20 protein-coding genes are annotated in these 17,222 nt (G+C 67.1%); 14 read left to right on the top strand and 6 right to left on the bottom strand.

The window, feature by feature from the left end; translation table 11 throughout:
- The first annotated feature begins 11 nt into the window (after positions 1 to 11).
- The 5 genes from GH660_RS08250 to GH660_RS08230 are packed head-to-tail and all read left to right on the top strand — an operon-like array spanning position 12 to position 4,421.
- Positions 12 to 3,383 (top strand): DNA methyltransferase, encoded by a 3,372-nt coding sequence (locus tag GH660_RS08250; RefSeq protein ID WP_153146152.1) that lies wholly within the window; start codon positions 12 to 14, stop codon positions 3,381 to 3,383.
- Positions 3,384 to 3,433: 50 nt separating this feature from the next.
- A complete protein-coding gene (locus tag GH660_RS08245) occupies positions 3,434 to 3,676 on the top strand; it encodes a DUF4160 domain-containing protein (protein WP_153146151.1) in 243 nt (80 codons plus the stop codon).
- Complete coding sequence (locus tag GH660_RS08240; RefSeq protein ID WP_153146150.1) at positions 3,651 to 3,893, top strand: DUF2442 domain-containing protein; 243 nt, start codon at positions 3,651 to 3,653, stop codon at positions 3,891 to 3,893. The genes GH660_RS08245 and GH660_RS08240 overlap by 26 nt, the downstream gene beginning before the upstream one ends.
- Before the next feature lie 35 nt (positions 3,894 to 3,928).
- Entirely contained in the window at positions 3,929 to 4,126 is a 198-nt protein-coding gene (locus tag GH660_RS08235) for a DUF2283 domain-containing protein (protein WP_153146149.1), read from the top strand.
- Between the two features lie 4 nt (positions 4,127 to 4,130).
- A complete protein-coding gene (locus GH660_RS08230) occupies positions 4,131 to 4,421 on the top strand; it encodes a HigA family addiction module antitoxin (protein WP_153146148.1) in 291 nt (96 codons plus the stop codon).
- Positions 4,422 to 4,433: 12 nt separating this feature from the next.
- Here GH660_RS08230 and GH660_RS08225 read toward each other — a convergent pair whose 3' ends face one another.
- From GH660_RS08225 to GH660_RS08200, 6 genes are all read right to left on the bottom strand, one after another.
- A complete protein-coding gene (locus GH660_RS08225) occupies positions 4,434 to 4,712 on the bottom strand; it encodes an acylphosphatase (protein ID WP_228276406.1) in 279 nt (92 codons plus the stop codon).
- 100 nt (positions 4,713 to 4,812) lie between these two features.
- Positions 4,813 to 5,001, bottom strand: a complete 189-nt coding sequence (locus GH660_RS08220) for a hypothetical protein (RefSeq protein ID WP_153146146.1) — start codon at positions 4,999 to 5,001, stop codon at positions 4,813 to 4,815.
- A gap of 127 nt (positions 5,002 to 5,128) precedes the next feature.
- Positions 5,129 to 6,349 carry an ABC transporter permease gene (locus tag GH660_RS08215; protein ID WP_153146145.1) on the bottom strand — a complete coding sequence of 407 codons (1,221 nt, stop codon included), beginning with the start codon at positions 6,347 to 6,349 and terminating at the stop codon, positions 5,129 to 5,131.
- Entirely contained in the window at positions 6,343 to 7,050 is a 708-nt protein-coding gene (locus tag GH660_RS08210; protein ID WP_153146144.1) for an ABC transporter ATP-binding protein, read from the bottom strand. Before GH660_RS08210 ends, GH660_RS08215 begins: the two co-directional genes overlap by 7 nt.
- Positions 7,050 to 8,282: an efflux RND transporter periplasmic adaptor subunit gene (locus tag GH660_RS08205; protein ID WP_153146143.1), complete on the bottom strand. Its 1,233-nt coding sequence runs from the start codon at positions 8,280 to 8,282 to the stop codon at positions 7,050 to 7,052. The genes GH660_RS08210 and GH660_RS08205 overlap by 1 nt, the downstream gene beginning before the upstream one ends.
- The gene (locus tag GH660_RS08200; RefSeq protein ID WP_153146142.1) at positions 8,279 to 9,670 is read right to left on the bottom strand and encodes a TolC family protein; all 1,392 of its coding nucleotides are present in this window, start codon (positions 9,668 to 9,670) and stop codon (positions 8,279 to 8,281) included. Before GH660_RS08200 ends, GH660_RS08205 begins: the two co-directional genes overlap by 4 nt.
- A gap of 78 nt (positions 9,671 to 9,748) precedes the next feature.
- Here GH660_RS08200 and GH660_RS08195 point away from each other — a divergent pair, with 78 nt between their 5' ends.
- From GH660_RS08195 to GH660_RS08155, 9 genes are all read left to right on the top strand, one after another.
- Positions 9,749 to 10,474: an AzlC family ABC transporter permease gene (locus tag GH660_RS08195; protein ID WP_153146141.1), complete on the top strand. Its 726-nt coding sequence runs from the start codon at positions 9,749 to 9,751 to the stop codon at positions 10,472 to 10,474.
- Positions 10,471 to 10,797 (top strand): AzlD domain-containing protein, encoded by a 327-nt coding sequence (locus tag GH660_RS08190; protein ID WP_153146140.1) that lies wholly within the window; start codon positions 10,471 to 10,473, stop codon positions 10,795 to 10,797. Before GH660_RS08195 ends, GH660_RS08190 begins: the two co-directional genes overlap by 4 nt.
- A gap of 57 nt (positions 10,798 to 10,854) precedes the next feature.
- Entirely contained in the window at positions 10,855 to 11,898 is a 1,044-nt protein-coding gene (locus tag GH660_RS08185) for a quinone-dependent dihydroorotate dehydrogenase (RefSeq protein WP_153146139.1), read from the top strand.
- Between the two features lie 73 nt (positions 11,899 to 11,971).
- Entirely contained in the window at positions 11,972 to 12,556 is a 585-nt protein-coding gene (gene rsxA / locus GH660_RS08180) for an electron transport complex subunit RsxA (RefSeq protein WP_153146138.1), read from the top strand.
- 11 nt (positions 12,557 to 12,567) lie between these two features.
- Positions 12,568 to 13,122, top strand: a complete 555-nt coding sequence (gene rsxB / locus GH660_RS08175; protein WP_153146220.1) for an electron transport complex subunit RsxB — start codon at positions 12,568 to 12,570, stop codon at positions 13,120 to 13,122.
- On the top strand, positions 13,122 to 14,855 hold the full coding sequence (gene rsxC / locus GH660_RS08170; RefSeq protein ID WP_153146137.1) for an electron transport complex subunit RsxC: 1,734 nt from the start codon (positions 13,122 to 13,124) through the stop codon (positions 14,853 to 14,855). Before rsxB ends, rsxC begins: the two co-directional genes overlap by 1 nt.
- Positions 14,855 to 15,871 (top strand): RnfABCDGE type electron transport complex subunit D, encoded by a 1,017-nt coding sequence (locus tag GH660_RS08165; RefSeq protein WP_153146136.1) that lies wholly within the window; start codon positions 14,855 to 14,857, stop codon positions 15,869 to 15,871. The genes rsxC and GH660_RS08165 overlap by 1 nt, the downstream gene beginning before the upstream one ends.
- Positions 15,868 to 16,536 carry an electron transport complex subunit RsxG gene (gene rsxG / locus GH660_RS08160; protein WP_153146135.1) on the top strand — a complete coding sequence of 223 codons (669 nt, stop codon included), beginning with the start codon at positions 15,868 to 15,870 and terminating at the stop codon, positions 16,534 to 16,536. Before GH660_RS08165 ends, rsxG begins: the two co-directional genes overlap by 4 nt.
- The gene (locus tag GH660_RS08155; protein WP_194266255.1) at positions 16,533 to 17,222 is read left to right on the top strand and encodes an electron transport complex subunit E; all 690 of its coding nucleotides are present in this window, start codon (positions 16,533 to 16,535) and stop codon (positions 17,220 to 17,222) included. Before rsxG ends, GH660_RS08155 begins: the two co-directional genes overlap by 4 nt.

Below are 17,222 nucleotides of genomic sequence, written 5' to 3'. Positions count from 1 at the left end.
ATCCCGTCATCATGCAAATCGACACCTTCCTTGCCCGCTGGCGCGGCGCCGGCGGTTCCGAGCGCGCCAACTACCAGCTTTTCATCGCCGACCTCTGCGAATTGCTCGAAGTCGACAAACCCCAGCCCGCCAACGAAGACACCCGCGACAATCCCTACGTCTTCGAGCGCCGCGTTATCTTTCACCACGGCGACGGCAGCACCAGCAACGGCTTCATCGACTGCTACAAGCGCAGCAGCTTCATCGGCGAAGCCAAGAAAATCCGCGCCGGCTTTGAGACCCGCCAGTTCGACGACGCCCTGCTGCGCGCCCGCGGCCAGGCCGAAAACTACGCCCGCCACCTGCCGCCCGACGAAGGCCGGCCGCCCTTTTTGGTGGTTCTCGATGTCGGCAACGTCATCGAGCTCTACGCCGAATTCACCTGCACCGGCGGCAGCTACACACCCTTCCCCGACCCGCGCAGCCACCGCATCCGGCTCGACGACCTCGCCAAGCCCGACATCCGCGCCCGCCTCCAAGCCGTCTGGAACGACCCGCACAGCCTCGACCCGGCCCGCCGCACCGCCCGCGCCACGCGCGAAATCGCCGTCCGCCTCGCCCGCGTCGCCCAGTCCCTCGAAGGCAAATACCCGCCCGAGCGCGTCGCCGCCTTCCTCTCGCGCTGCCTGTTTTCCATGTTCGCCGAAGACGTCGGCCTGCTGCCCAAGGTCGACAACGAAGGCGCCTTCACCGGCCTGCTCAAGACGCTGAAGAACGCCCCCGAACAATTCGTTCCGCTGGTCGCCGAACTCTGGCAAGCCATGGACGAAGGCCGCTTCTCCGTCGCCATCCGTGCCCAGCTACCGCGCTTCAACGGCAAGCTCTTCAAGCAGCCCGAGGTTTTGCCGCTCGACCGCGACCAGATCGACCTGCTGCTCGAAGCCAGCCGCGCCGACTGGGCCGAAGTCGAACCCGCCATCTTCGGCACCCTGCTCGAAAGTGCGTTGAACCCGCTGGAGCGCCACGACCTCGGCGCCCACTACACCCCGCGCGCCTACGTCGACCGCCTCGTCCTGCCCACCGTCATCGAACCGCTGCGCGCCAACTGGCACGACACCCAGGCCGCCGCCCTGCTCCTTGCCAACGAAGGCAAGCTCAAGGACGCCGCCGACCTCGTCCGCGCCTGGCACCACAAACTGTGCACCACCCGCGTCCTCGACCCCGCCTGCGGCTCCGGCAACTTCCTCTACGTCACGCTCGAACACATGAAGCGCCTCGAAGGCGAAGTCCTCGACACCCTCGCCCAACTCGGCGACACGCAACAACGCCTCGAAGTCGAAGGCCTCACCGTCGACCCGCACCAGTTCCTCGGCCTCGAAATCAACCCGCGCGCCGCCGCCATCGCCGAAATGGTCCTCTGGATCGGCTACCTGCAATGGCACTTCCGCACCCAGGGCAGCGGCCTGCCGCCCAGCCCCATCCTGCGCGACTTCAAGAACATCGAATGCCGCGACGCCGTGCTCGCCGCCGACGCCATCGCCTTTGCCACCGACGAAGCCGGCAAGCCGCTCACCCGCTGGGACGGCCGCACGACCAAGCCCCACCCCGTTACCGGCGAACTCGTGCCCGACGAAGCCGCCCAAATCCCGCTGGAGCGCTACACCAACCCGCGCCCCGCCGAATGGCCGCAAGCCGACTACATCGTCGGCAACCCGCCCTTCATCGGCGCCGCCGCCATGCGCCAGGCCCTCGGCGACGGCTACACCGAAGCCCTGCGCGCCGCCTGGCCCGCCGTCCCCGAATCCGCCGATTTCGTCATGTTCTGGTGGCACCACGCCGCCGACCTGACGCGTCGTGGTGAAGTCCAGCGCTTCGGCTTCATCACCACCAACAGCCTCAAGCAAACCTTCAACCGCCGCGTCCTCGAACACCACCTCGGCGCACAGCCGCCGCTGGCGCTCGCCTGGGCCATCCCCGACCACCCGTGGGTCGACGCCGCCAGCGGCGCTGCCGTGCGCATCGCGATGACCGTCGGCCAGCCCGGCGACGCCCCGGGAACGCTGCAAACCGTCGTTGCCGAAGGCGGCGCCGACGGCGATGCCGTGCACATCGAACTGGCCGAGAAAGCCGGCCGCATCCACGCCGACCTGAGCATCGGCGCCGATGTCGTCGGCGCCAAGGCGCTGCGGGCGAACGAAGGATTGGCCAATCGCGGCTTTCAATTGATCGGCGCCGGCTTCATCGTCACCCCCGACGAAGCCGCCAAGCTACAACCCTGCGACCGCATTCGCCCCTACCGCAACGGCCGCGACCTGACCGACAAGCCACGCGGCGTCTCGGTCATCGACCTCTACGGCTTGACCACCGACGAAGCGCGCAGCCGCTACCCGGCTGCCTACCAATGGGTACTCGAACGCGTCAAACCGGAACGCGACCAGAACAACCGCGCCGGTTATCGCGACAACTGGTGGATTTTTGGCGAAGCACGCAAAGACATGCGCGCATCACTCGCCGGCCAGCCCCGCTACATCGCCACCGTCGAAACCGCCAAGCACCGCACCTTCCAGTTCCTCGACGCCAGCATCGCGCCGGACAACAAGCTCGTCTGCATTGCACTGCCCGATGCCTACACCCTCGGCGTGCTCTCGTCACAGGTGCACATCGCCTGGACGCTGGCCACCGGCAGCACCCTCGAAGACCGCCCGGTCTACGTCAAAACCACCTGCTTCGAGAAATTCCCCTTCCCCGCCGCCAGCCCCGAGCAGCAAACCCGCATCGCCGCCCTCGCCGAACAACTCGACGCCCACCGCAAGCGCCAGCAGGCCGCCCACCCCGACCTCACGCTGACGGGCATGTACAACGTGCTGGCCAAACTGCGCAGCGGCGAACCGCTGACCGCCAAGGACAAAGCCATCCACGAATCCGGCCTCGTCGCCGTCCTCCGCCAGCTCCACGACGAACTCGACGCCGCCGTCCTCGCCGCCTACGGCTGGTCCGACCTCGCGCCAAACAACACCGACGCCCTGCTCGACCGCCTCGTCGCCCTCAACGCCGAACGCAGCCGCGAAGAAGCCGCCGGCCACATCCGCTGGCTCCGCCCCGACTTCCAGAACCCGTCTGCTGCGGTCGACCCGCAAAAACAGGCAAAAATGGATTTGCCCCAAAATCCCCCGTCGACCGCAACCGCCCCCCCCAAACCCGCCGAAAAACGCCCCTGGCCCGCCACGCTGCCCGAACAAATCCGCGCCGTCGCCGACCAGCTGTCGCCGCACCCGCTCGACGAACCCGCCCTCGCCGCCCGCTTCACCGGCAAAGGCCCCTGGAAAAAGCGCCTCCCCGAAATCCTCGCCATGCTCGCCGCCCTCGGCCGCGCCAAGCAGTCGGACGGCGGTTGGGTGGGGTGAGCGTGTCATACTGCAAGCATTGAGCAATACAGCGCCAGCGCCGCGACGACATGCCTACCATTCTCAATTCTCACGGCTTCCGATTTTTCTTCTTCAGTCACGAAGGCGCGGAACCGCCGCATATTCATATTGAACATGGCGACAAGGTGGCAAAATACTGGCTGAACCCGGTCGCCCTGGCGATGTCGGAAGGGTTCAGAAGTCACGAATTGACGCGGGTTCGTGCGCTGGTGATCGAACACCGTGTGTTTTTCGAGGAGAAGTGGCATGAGTACTTTGGCAATCCAGCTTGATCCACATGCAGTCGATGTGAAGGTCGACGATGCTGCCTTGCATTTCGTCCTTGCCGATGGTCGCGAGATTTCCGCCCCGGTCGAATGGTTCCCACGCTTGCGCGATGCTTCACCGGCACAGCGTCAGCACTGGCGATTGATCGGCAAGGGGGTTGGTGTCCATTGGCCGGACATCGACGAAGACATTGCTGTCAGTACGCTGATGAGAAATCACTGAGCCGGCCGCGACACTCTCGACTGGAGTTTCGCGCCATGAACATCAAATATTTTCAGGATACCGATACCCTGTACATCGAGTTCCGCAAGAGTGAAATCGCCGAAACACGCGACCTCGACGAAAACACGCTGCTCGATGTCGATAGCGAGGGCAATGTCGTCGCCCTGACCATGGAACACGCTCGCCAACGGGCTGACTTTCCGCAGTTCTCATTCGAACAAATCGCTGCCTAACAACATGCGCGCGATTCACCCCGGCGAAATCCTCCGCGAGGAATTCCTCGTGCTGCTGGATATGAGCGCCAACGCGCTGGCCATGGCACTGCACGTTCCGGCGCCGAGGATCAACGACATCGTCCGCGAACGGCGGGCGATCACGCCCGACACGGCCCTGCGGCTGGCCCGCTATTTCGATACGACGGCGCAATTCTGGCAGAACCTGCAAAGTACCTTCGACCTGCGGCAGGCGGAAAACGAGAGTGCCGAACGGATCGCCGTGGAGGTTCGGCCTATGCAACGGGCTGCCTGAACCAGTAGCGGATCAGCAACTCGCCCGCTGCTCGAACCCCGTAAATTCCCCTTCGCCGTCGGCGATGTTGACGTGACTCACCTGCGCACGGGGCGGGCCGCGCCGGGCCCAGTCGATCAGTTTGAATACCGCAATGTCTTCACCGGCAGCCATGGCTTCGACGCTGCCGTCGCGGCGGTTACGCACCCAGCCGGCAACGCCGAGGAGACGGGCCTGTTCGGCCATCGAGGCGCGGTAGCAGACGCCCTGGACGAGACCTTCGATGATGAGATGACGGGTGATGTGCGCCACATGAGCCTCCGTCAGCGATTGCCAAGGATGCCGAAAGTGTAAGCGAAACCGGCGCAGCCATTGCGCTGCGCGGGTGCATTCATTCCCGACGACGGCAGCTTCAGCGCTGGCGCATCGTCGCCGGCAGAGCGGTACTCTTGTCCCGGCCCCAGAGGTCGAGCGGGTCGCCGACCGAGCGGCGCAGGACTTCGCGCGCCTTGGTGGCGGTCACCGGTTCGCTGAATGAAATGAGTTGGGCGAATGCCTGTCCGGTCAGGCGATACAACCACGTTCGGCGTTTTACGATCATGCTGCCCTCGCTTGGAGTTGATGACGCACTGGACTGCTGTCCCGCCGCTGGCGATTGATACGACTCTACTCCATTTGCGGCCGTCCTGCGCACTCGCAACAAGGTTATTTGCTGCAGAGCAGCATTTTCATTGATAACGCAACGCCTCGATCGGGTCGAGCCGCGCTGCCTTGCGTGCCGGGTACCAGCCGAAGAAGATGCCGACGGTGGCGGCGACGGCGAAGGCGACCAGCGCGGCGCTACCGGAAACGACGATGACCATGCCGGTGAAGACGTTGATCGCCAGGGCGACGGCGAGGCCGAGGACGAGGCCGAGCAGGCAGCCGGCGAAGGAGATCATCACCGCTTCGAGCAGGAATTGCGTGAGGATGTCGCGCTGGCGGGCGCCGATGGCCATGCGGATGCCGATTTCGCGCGTCCGTTCGGTGACCGAGACGAGCATGATGTTCATGATGCCGATGCCGCCGACCAGCAATGAAATGGAGGCGATGGCGCCGAGCAGGATGGACATGGTGCGCGTGGTTTCGGCTTCCGATTCGGCGGCCGCCGCCAGGTTGCGCATGAAGAAGTCGTTGGGCGTCCCTTCGCGCAGGCGGTGGCGCTGGCGCAGCAGGGACTCGACGCTGTCCATCGTGCGCTGCATGGTGTCGGCCGCTTCGGCCTGGACCATGATCATCCGCACCGAGCCCAGGAAGGGCGTGCCGAACACCTTGCGCTGCGCGGTGCTCAACGGAATGATGACGGTATCGTCCTGGTCGTTGCCGTCGAGGTTCTGCCCCTTGCTGGCAAGCACGCCGATGACGACGAACGGGTTCTGCTGGATGCGCATGGTCTTGCCGACCGGGTCCTCGTCGCCGAACAGGTTCTGCGCGGTGGTCTTGCCGATCAGCGCGACGCGCGTCGCCGAGCGCACGTCGGAATCGCCGAAGGCGGCGCCGCTGGCGATGCTCCAGGCGCGGGCATCGAGATACGGCGGCGTCGTGCCGACGACGTTGGCGTTCCAGTTCTGCGAGCCGTAGGCCAGCTGGCGGCGGCCCTGGTGGGTCGGCGCGACGTTGACGACGCCTTCCAGCTCGGCGATCGCCTCGGCGTCAGCGACGTTCAGCGTCGGCGCGCCGGCCGAGCCGCTGCGCACACCGGCGGTGGTGAAGGAGCCGGCAAGGACGATGAACAGATTGCTGCCCATCGTGCTGATGGTCTGCTGCACCGCGTACTGCGCGCCCTGCCCGATGGCCATCATGATGACGACGGCGCCGACGCCGATCACCATGCCGAGCATGGTCAGCGCCGTGCGCAGGCGGTTGGCGCCCATCGCCATCCAGGCTTCGCCGAGCATCGCCTTCAGCACGGCGCGATCTCCGCTTCGGTGAGCTGGTCGCTGACGATGTGGCCGTCGAGGAAGCGCACCTGGCGCCGGGCATGGGCGGCGATGTCGGGTTCGTGGGTGACGAGGACGATGGTGATGCCCTCGCGGTTGAGCTCGCCGAACAGGGCCATGATCTCCTCGCTGGTGTGGCTGTCGAGGTTGCCGGTCGGCTCGTCGGCGAGCAGCAGGCGCGGCTTGTTGACCAGCGCCCGGGCGATCGCCACGCGCTGCTGCTGGCCGCCGGAAATGCGGCTGGGCAGCGAGTCCGCATATTTGCCGAGGCCGACCTTTTCGAGCAGGGTACGGGCGGCGGCGCGCCGGATCGCCCTGTCGGCGCCGGCATAGACCAGCGGCAGGGCGACATTGTCGAGCAGGGTCATGCGCGGCAGCAGGTTGAAGCCCTGGAAGACGAAGCCGAGGGTCCGGTTGCGCAGCCGCGCCAGCGCGTCCTTGTCGAGATGGGCGACATTGGCGCCGGCGAGGAAATAGTCGCCGCTGCTCGGCGTGTCGAGACAGCCGAGCAGGTTCATGAAGGTGGATTTGCCGGAACCCGACGGCCCCATGATGGCGATGAACTCGCCCGGCCGGATTTCCAGGTCGACGCCGCGCAGGGCCGGAAACAGCCCGGCCGCCGTTTCGTAGGACTTGCCCAGCCCGACCACGCGGATGACCGGCTCGACCATCAGAACATCCGCATGCCGACGCTGGAGGGCGGCTTGCTGCCGTTGCTGTTCTCGCCGATGACGACGCGCTCGCCTTCTTTCAGGTCGCCGCCGAGCACTTCGGTATTGCGATTGTCGGTGATGCCGATCTGCACGCTGACCGGGCGGATCTCGCCGCCGTCCAGCACGAAGACGGTGCCGCTCTGGCCGTCGCGTTTCTTGCCCTTCTTCTCGCCGGGCGCCCGGCCTTCCATGCCGGCGCCCATGCCGGGACCCATGGTTGCGGTCGACGCCGGTTTCTGGCCATTTTCCGCCTTCTTCGCGCCGGCGTCGGCGGGCTTGAAGCGCAGCGCGGCGTTGGGCACCAGCAGCACGCCCTCGCGCCGGTCGACGGCGATGTTGACGTACGCCGTCATGCCCGGCAGCAGGACGTGCTCGGGGTTGGCCACATTGACCCGCACGTTGTAGGTGACGACGTTCTGCGTGTTGGTCGGGTTCAGGCGAATCTGCTGCACCTCGCCGGTGAAATTGCGGTTGGGGAAGGCGTCGACCGTGAAGCGCGCCTTCTGTCCCTCGCGAATGAGGCCGATGTCGGCTTCGGCGAAGCTGGTGTCGATGCGCATTTCCGACAAGTCCTGGGCAATCTTGATCAGCGTCGGCGTCTGGAAGCTGGCCGCCACCGTCTGGCCGAGGTCGACGACACGGTCGACGACGACGCCGTCGACCGGCGAGCGGATGACGGTGAAGTTGAGGTTGGCGCGGTCGCGGTCGTTCTGCGCGCGCGCCAGCGCCAGTTGCGCCTGCGCCGACTTGAGCGCCTGGCGGGACTGGTCGTATTCCTGCTTGGACACGTATTCCTGCGCGAACAGCGCGCTCATGCGCGCCTCGCTGGCCAGCGCCAGCTCCAGCGCCGCCTGGGCATTCACGACGTTGGCCGCGCTCTGCCGCTCGGCCGCCGAGACCAGCGCATCGTCGAGTTCGAGCAGCGGCTGGTTCTTCTTCACCTTGTCGTTGAAATCGACGTAGAGCTTCTTCACCGTGCCGGAAACCTGGGTGCCGACGCTGACCAGGACGACCGGGTTGAGCGTGCCGTTGGCCGACACCGTCTGCGTCACGTCCCCCTTTTCCAGCGTCGCCAGCTTGTAGCGGTTCTCCGGGTTCTGCGCGGTGCGCTGCTTGGCGTACCAGACGCCGCCGCCGATCAGGCCGGCGGCGAGCGCGAGGCCGAGGGCGATCCTGCCGATAGGTTTCATGGTTCTCCTTCCGCCGCCGGTTGCAGCAGCGTGTAATCGAGGGCACCCACCGACTGGGCCAGGGTGGCGCGGTAAACGTACCAGTCGAGCGCCGCCTGGATGCGCTGCAGCCGGGCGCTGGCCAGCGCGCTCTGCGCCGTCAGCAGGTCGAGCACGGTGCCGACACCGGCCTTGTAGCGGCCGAGCGCGACGCGCTCCGACTGCTCGGCGCTGGCGACCAGGTCGACCGTCGTCCGCAGGCTCTGCGTGGCGGTGGTCAGGCTCTGGTAGGCCTTCCAGACGTCGAGGGCAACCTGGTTCTTCAGGCGGTCGAGCTGGGCCGCCCGGACGTCGACCTGCGCCTCGGCGGCGCGCACCCGGTAGGTGGTGTCGAAACCGGTGAACAGCGGCAGGTTGACCGTGACGCCGAGCACCCCGCCATTGACCGAGACGCGATCGGTTTCGGCCCAGGTCGGCCCGGTCGACAGGCTGACCGTCGGCCGCCCCTGCGCCTGCACCAGGTCGACGTTGGCCTGCGCCGCCCTGACCTGCGCCTCGGCGGCCTTGAGGTCAGGGCGCCGGACCTCGGCTTCGGCGATCAGCGCCGCCACCTCGCGCTGGAAATCGGCATCGGGCAGCGTCGCCGGCGGCGCCACCAGCTCGAGGTTGCGGCCGGCCGGAAAGCCCATCACGTTGGCCAGCGCCCCGAGCGCGTTACGTGCTTCGCCTTCGGCGCGGATGCGGTTGAGCGTCGCCTGCGACAGCGCCGTCTGCGCCAGCAGGCGGTCGGCCGGCGTGGCAACGCCGACGTTGTAACGCGATTCGGCGGCATTGAAGCCCTCGCGCGCCGCCCGCTCGGCCTCGGTGGTCGACACGACGGCGGCGCGCGTCGCCTGCGCCGTGTAGAAGGCCTGCAGGGCGGAGAGGAACAGCGTCTGCACCGTGTAATCCTGCGTCGCGGCAGCGGCGGCCAGCAGTTGCCGGGCGCTTTCGCCGTTGGCCGAGCGGGCGCCGGAATCGAAGACCAGCCACGACAGCGTCAGCGCCGCGCTGCTGGCGTTGTAGTAGCGGCCGTCGTTCTGGTAGCGGCTGGCGCCCACCCGGCCGTCAAGGCCAGGCAGCCAGGCCGCCTGCGCGACCCCGACCTGCGCCGCCTGCACGCGCGCTGCCGCCCAGATTTCGCGGGTCTGGGGGTTGTTGCACAGCGTCAGGTCGACCGCGTCGATCGCCGTCAGCGGTGCCGCCGGCACCTCGCGCGCGCAGGGGACGTCGGCGGCGCGCCCGGCCGCCTGTGGCGTCGGACGCGGCGGCGTGATCCGCGCGGTATCGAAAGGGTCCAGAGCGACGGCCTCTACCGAAACGGCCAGACCGAACAGGAATAACGTCAGGGGGCGCAGCGGATTCGACATGGGGGCATAGTTTAGCGTCCCGCGGCCAATCCGCGTTGTTACAGATTGTTGCCGGCATATGCGGTATCTTCGCCCCCCATGCCATCCTCAGGACATTTATTCCCGGCGAGCTTTCTGGCCGGCGCCCGTGAAGGCTTCGTCACCTTCCTGCCGCTCTCGGTCGGCCTCGTGCCGTGGGCACTGGTGATGGGCATGGCGATGACCAGCGCCGGCTTCACGCCGCTGCAGGCGATGGGCATGAACATTATCGTCTTCGCCGGCACCGCCCAGCTCGGCACCCTGCCGCTGATCGCCGGCGAGGCGCCGCTGTGGCTGATCGTCGCCACCGCCCTCGCCCTCAACCTGCGCTTCGTCATCTTCAGCGCCGCCATCGCCCCCGGCTTTCGCGGCATCGGCACGCCGGGCCGCTGGCTGGCCGGCCACCTGCTGACCGACGGCGTCTTCGCCACCTGCCTCGACCGCATGCTGCATACCGACGATCCGCACTGGCGCCTCGGCTACTACCTGGCGCCGGCCGTCTGGTCGTGGGCGCTGTGGCAGCTTTTCGCACTGCTCGGCATCCACGCCGCCGGCTTCATCCCCAGGCAGTGGTCGCTCGAATTCATGGCCACCATCGCCCTGATCGTGCTGCTGGTACCGATGGCCCGCGTGCGCCCGATGCTGGTCGCCGCCGTGGTCGGCGGCGCCAGCGCCACGCTGCTGCGCGACATGCCGCTGCGCCTGGGGATCGTGGTCGCCATCTGCGCCGGCATCGCCGCCGGCTTCGCGGCCGAACACTGGGAACACAAGGGGCGCCAGCCATGAACTACGACGCCTCGCTGTGGCTGGTCTTCATCCTGATCGGGCTGGCCACCACCCTGCCGCGCGCCGGATTCATCGTCCTCGGCAGCCGCGTGGCCCTGCCGTCGGTGCTCCAGCGCGCCCTGCGCTATGCCCCGGCCGCCGCCCTGGCGGCGATCGTCGCGCCGGACGTGCTGGTCGTCGGCGGCACGGTCGAGGTCTTCAACCCGAAACTGGCGGCGGCCGGCGCCGCGGTGGCGGCCGCCGCACTGTCGCGCAACCCGTGGCTGCCCTTCATCGCCGGCATGGGCGTGTTGCTCGGCGTGCGACACATGCTTGGCGGATAGTGGAAAACGCGATCCCGGACACCGGGAATTTGCTGCAATGCGGTAAAATCGCGACCCATGCTCTATCCACTCATCCGCAAATTCTTCTTCGCCCTCGACGCCGAGACTGCCCACGGCATCGGCATGAGCGGCGTTTCCTTCCTGAACGCCACCGGCTTCGCCGGCTGCCTGGCCAAGCCGGTGACACCCTGCCCGGTCGAGGCCATGGGCCTGAAATTTCCCAACCCGGTCGGCCTCGCCGCCGGGCTGGACAAGAACGGCGACCACATCGACGCGCTGGCCCGGCTCGGCTTCGGCTTCATCGAGATCGGCACCGTGACGCCCAAGCCGCAGGACGGCAACCCGCGTCCGCGCCTGTTCCGCATTCCGGAAGCGCAGGGCATCATCAACCGCATGGGCTTCAACAACGCCGGCGTCGACCGCCTGCTGGAAAACGTGCGGATGGCGAAATTCCCGAAAGAAGGCGGCATCCTCGGCATCAACATCGGCAAGAACGCGACGACGCCGATCGAGCACGCCGCCGACGACTACCTGATCTGCCTGAACAAGGTCTACAACGACGCCAGCTACGTCACCGTCAACATTTCGTCGCCCAACACCAAGAACCTGCGCGAGCTGCAGAAGGACGAGGCACTCGACGACCTGCTGGCGCAGCTGAAGGCGCGCCAGGAAGTGCTCGCCGACAAGCACGGCAGGTACGTGCCGCTGGCGCTCAAGATCGCCCCCGACCTCGACGACCAGCAGATCGCGGCGATCGCCGACGCCTTGCGCCGCCATAGGATGGACGGCGTCATCGCCACCAACACCACGCTGTCGCGCGACGGCGTCGAGGGCCTGCCGAACGCCGACGAAGCCGGCGGCCTCTCGGGGGCGCCAGTCTTCCGCAAGTCGACCGACGTGCTGAAAAAGCTGGCGACGGCGCTCGCCGGCGAACTGCCGATCATCGGCGTCGGCGGCATCATGGGTGGCGAGGACGCGGCCGAAAAGGTCCGCGCCGGCGCCAGCCTGGTGCAGTTCTACAGCGGTTTCATCTACCGCGGTCCGGATCTCGTCAGAGAAGTGGCCGATACTCTGGCATATGTAATGAAGAAAAAGGTCTAAGCCCTTATTTTCCTTGCGGTTGTTCGCGCCGCGGCAAAGCCGGATAATACGGGCCTCGATTCCTCCCCAATCCATGAGCCACTACCTTTTCATCCTCGTCGGCGCGGTGCTGGTCAACAACGTCGTGCTGGTGAAGATCCTCGGTCTTTGCCCCTTCATGGGCGTTTCCAAGAAGCTGGAGACCGCCTACGGCATGGGCGCCGCGACGACCTTCGTGCTGACCATGGCGACTGGGGCGAGCTACATCATCGACCATTTCCTGCTCATGCCCTTCGGGCTGGAATACCTGCGCACGCTGTCCTTCATCGTCACCATCGCCGCCATCGTCCAGCTGACCGAGATGGTCATCGCCAAGACCTCGCCGACGCTGCAGCAGACACTGGGCATCTACCTGCCGCTGATCACCACCAACTGCGCCGTGCTCGGCGTGCCGCTGCTCAACATCGCCAACGGCCACAACTTCGTCGAGTCGCTCCTTTTCGGTGCCGGCAGCGCGGTCGGCTTCTCGCTGGTGCTGATCCTCTTCGCCGGCATCCGCGAGCGCGTCGAGGGCGCCGAAGTGCCTGTTTATTTCCGCGGCGTCGCCATCGCCATGGTCACCGCCGGCCTGATGGCGCTCGCCTTCATGGGCTTCGCCGGCCTGGACAAGTACCAGTAGGCGCCATGGACATCCTGCTCGCCATCGCCATCATGGCCCTCGGCGCCGTCGTGCTCGGTGCCGCGCTCGGCTTCGCCTCGATCAAGTTCAAGGTCGAGGGCGACCCGCTGGTCGACAAGATCGACGCCATCCTGCCGCAGACGCAATGCGGCCAGTGCGGCTACCCGGGCTGCAAACCCTACGCTGAAGCGATCGCCAAGGGCGAGGAAATCAACAAGTGCCCGCCGGGCGGCGTCGAGGGCGTGCAGCGCCTGGCGGACCTGCTCGGCCGCGAGGTCAAGCCGCTGGATGCCGAGGAAAAGCCCAAGCAGATAGCCATCATCGACGAAAACACCTGCATCGGCTGCACGCTGTGCATCCAGGCCTGTCCGGTCGATGCCATCGTCGGCGCCGCCAAGCAGATGCACACCATCGTCGCCCCGCTGTGCACCGGCTGCGAACTGTGCCTGCCGCCGTGCCCGGTCGAATGCATCCGCATGGAGCCGATCGCTGAGAACATCGACAACTGGAAGTGGAAATACCCCGTGGTAGAAATCAAGGCCGCCGCGCTGAAAGAGGCTGCCTGATGCTGATGAACCTGTTCAAGTTCAAGGGCGGGGTCAAGCCGCCGACCAACAAGACGCAATCCGTCACCCTGCCGATCGCCCAGGCGCCGTTGCCGTCGCGCCTCGTCGTGCCGCTGCACCAGAGCATCGGCGGCACGCCGCGACCGGTCGTCGCGGCCGGCGACAAGGTGCTGAAGGGCCAGTTGATCGGCGAGGCCGACGGCTGGATCTCCGCCGCCGTGCATGCCCCGACCTCGGGCACCGTCGTCGAGGTGGCGATGCACGTGCAGCCCCATCCTTCGGGCCTCGACGCGCTGTGCGTGGTCATCGAGCCGGACGGCAGGGACGAGTGGATTCCCCGTGAGGCCGTCGACTACAAGGCCCTGACCCCCGAGGAAGTTCGCGAACGCCTGCAGCAGGCCGGCGTCGTCGGCCTCGGCGGCGCCGTCTTCCCGACCCACGGCAAGCTGACCGCCTCGAAGACGGTGCCGATGGAAGAACTGATCATCAACGGCGCCGAGTGCGAGCCCTTCATCACCTGCGACGACCTCCTGATGCGCGAGCGCGCCGAGGAAGTCGTGCGCGGCATCGGCATCTTCCGCGACCTGCTGCAGCCGAAGAAGGTGCTGATCGGTATCGAAGACAACAAGCCGGAAGCCGCCGCCGCCATGCGTGCTGCGGTCGACGCGCTGCAGGAGCCGTTTTTGGTCGTCCCGGTGCCGACGCTCTATCCGGCCGGCGGCGCCAAGCAGCTGATCCGCGTCCTGACCGGCAAGGAGGTGCCGGCCGCCAAGCGCTCGACCGACCTCGGCGTCCAGTGCTTCAACGTCGCCACCGCCTACACTGCGTGGCGTGCCATCGCCCACGGCGAGCCGGTCGTTTCGCGCCTGGTCACCGTCACCGGCAATGTCCACGCACCGCGCAACTACGAAGTGCTGATCGGCACGCCGATGGACGAGCTGCTCAAGCTCGCCACACCGCACCCGGATACCGACGGCATCATCATGGGCGGCCCGATGATGGGCTTCCTGGTGCCCGACCCGCACGTGCCGGTGGTCAAGGCAACCAACTGCCTGATCGCCCACGACGACCGCCTGTTCCCGCCCAAGCCGCCGGAAATGCCGTGCATCCGCTGCGGCGCGTGTGCCCAGGCCTGCCCGCACGAACTGCAACCGTTCGAGATGTACTGGTTCGCCCGCGCCAAAAACTTTGGCAAGACGCAGGAGTACCACATCTTCGATTGCATCGAATGCGGCTGCTGTTCCTTCGTCTGCCCGTCGCGCATTCCGCTGGTCCAGTATTTCCGCTTCGCCAAGAGCGAGATCTGGGCGCGCGAACGCGAGAAGAACGCAGCCGACGGTGCCAAGGCGCGTTTCGAGTTCAAGCAGTTGCGCGAGGAGCGCGAAAAGGCGGAAAAGGCCGAAAAGCTGGCCAGGGCCGCCGCCGCCCAGGCCGCCAAGAAGGCGGCGGAAGCGGCGGCCGCGGCCGCCGCCGGGGGCGACGCAGCGGAGACCGCCGCGGCCGCGCCGGAAGTGGCGCCTGCTGCGGTCGACGCCGCAAAAGAGGCCAAAAAGGCCACCATCGAGGCGGCCATGGCGCGCGCCAAGGCGCAACGCGAAGCCGCCCAGCCGAAGAATGTCGAGGCGCTGAGCGGCGCCCAGCAGAAGGAAATCGACGAAATCGAAGCGCGCCGCCAGGTCGCCCACCTGACCGACGCCGACGCGGCCAGCCCGGCCGGCGAGAAAACCGAGTGATGTTCGCCCCCGCCCCCTATCTCCTCAAGGACGTCAGCGTCAGCCAGGTCATGACACAGGTCTGCATCGCGCTGGTGCCCGGCATCGTCGCCTACGCCTGGCTGATCGGCCCGGCCATCCTGGTCCAGCTGGCAATCGCCTCGGCCGCCGCGCTGCTCGCCGAATCGCTGATGCTCAAGCTGCGCGGCAAGCCGCAGGCGATGTTCCTCTCCGACGGCTCGGCCGTCGTCACCGCCTGGCTGATCGCCCTCACCTTCCCGCCGCTCGCCCCGTGGTGGCTGGTCGCCCTCGGCACCGTGTTCGCCATCGTCGTCGCCAAGCACCTTTACGGCGGCCTCGGGCAGAACCCGTTCAACCCGGCGATGGTCGCCTTCGCCGTCTGCATCGTTTCCTTCCCGGCGCTGATGTCGCAGTGGCCGAGCGTCGGCCTGCAGATGCCGCTGGTCGAGCAGCTCAACGTCATCCTCGGCCTGGCGCCGCGCGTCGATGCGCTGTCCGGCGCGACGCCGCTCGATGCTCTGAAGACGGCGCTCAAGCTCGGCGACAGCGGCGTCGACGTCGCCCAGCTGCTGGCCAACCAGGACATCTTCGGCAACTTCGCCGGGCGCGGCTGGGAATGGGTGGCCGCCGGCTACCTGCTCGGCGGCCTGTGGCTGTGGCAGCGCAAGCTGATCACCTGGCACGTGCCGGTCGCCTTCATCGGCGCGCTGGTGCTGATCTCCGGCGCGCTCTGGCTGTACAAGCCGGCGCAGTTCGCCAGCCCGCTATTCCACCTGTTCTCCGGCGGCGCCATGATCGGTGCCTTCTTCATCGCCACCGACCCCGTCTCCGGCTGCACGACGCCACGCGGCAAGCTGATCTTCGGCGCCGGCGCCGGCCTGCTCGCCTACATCATCCGCGTCTTCGGCGGCTACCCGGACGGCGTCGCCTTCGCCGTGCTGCTGATGAACCTGTGCGCGCCGCTGATCGACCTGCTGACCCAGCCGCCGATCTTCGGCATGAAGGACAAGGCATGACCGCGGTACCCAAGGAATTTTCCGCCGCCGGCATGGCCGCGCGCACGGCGGCGATCCTCTTCGTCTTCGTCATCATCTTCACCGGCCTGCTGTCCGGCGCCTACCTGTGGACCAAGCCGGCGATCGAAGCCTCGGCCGCCGAGGAGAAGATGAAGCTGGTCGACGAGGTGCTGCCGCGCAGCGAATACGACAACGCGCTGCTCGCCGACACCATCACCCTGCCGCCGACGCCGGAACTCGGCCTCGCCGATCCGACCGCCCTCTACCGCGCGCGCAAGGGCGGCCAACCGGTGGCCATGGTCTTCGAATCGGTCGCGCCGGACGGCTACGCCGGCAAGATCCGGCTGATCGTCGCCGTGCGCGCCGACGGCCAGGTGGCCGGCGTGCGCGTCACCCAGCACAAGGAGACCCCGGGGCTCGGCGACTACATCGAGGTCAAGAAGGACAAGAACAAGACCCATCCATGGATCACCCAGTTCGCCGGCCTGTCGCTGGCCCAGGTCGCCGACAACGAGTGGAAGGTGAAGAAGGACGGCGGCCGCATCGACTATCACGCGGGCGCAACCGTCACCCCGCGCGCCGTGTCCAAGGCCGTACTGAAGGCCGTCAAGTGGGCCGCCGCCAACCGCGACCAGATTTTTGCCGAAACGGGAGCCGCCAAATGATCACCCGCGACGAATTCCGCACCATCGCCCACAACGGCGTCTGGAAACAGAACACCTCGATCGTGCAGATCCTCGGCCTGTGCCCGCTGCTGGCGGTGACCACCAACGCGGTCAACGGCATCATGCTGTCGCTCGCGACGATCCTGGTGATGGCGCTGTCCAACGTCGCCGTCGCCTCGCTGCGCAATTTCATCCCGCACGAGATTCGCATCCCGGTCTTCATCCTCATCGTCGCCGCGCTGGTCACCGTTGTCGACCTGCTGTTCAACGCCAATCTGCACGAGCTGTATCTGGTGCTCGGCATCTTCATCCCGCTGATCGTCACCAACTGCATCGTGCTCGCCCGCGTCGAAGCCTTCGCCGCCAAGAACCCACCGCTGCAATCCACCTTCGACGGTGTCTTCATGGGCGTCGGCATGCTGTGGACCCTGGCCCTGCTCGGCGGCATGCGCGAACTGCTCGGCAGCGGCACGCTGTTCGGCGGCATCGACATGGTCTTCCCCAGCCTGCAGCCGATCCAGCTGCTGCCCGAAAGCTATCCCGGCTTCCTCCTCGCCCTGCTGCCGCCCGGCGCCTTCATCCTGCTCGGCTGCATGATCGCCTGGAAGAACTGGATGGATGCCCGCGCCGCTGCGCGCGCCCAGCGCAAGCCGCCGGCGTCGGTGGCCACCGCCGGCGCCCACTGA

The organism is Dechloromonas sp. H13, assembly GCF_009469615.1.
Taxonomy (GTDB): domain Bacteria; phylum Pseudomonadota; class Gammaproteobacteria; order Burkholderiales; family Rhodocyclaceae; genus Azonexus.
The sequence above is the reverse complement of the archived record's forward strand: the minus strand, read 5'-3'. Positions and strand labels throughout refer to the sequence as shown.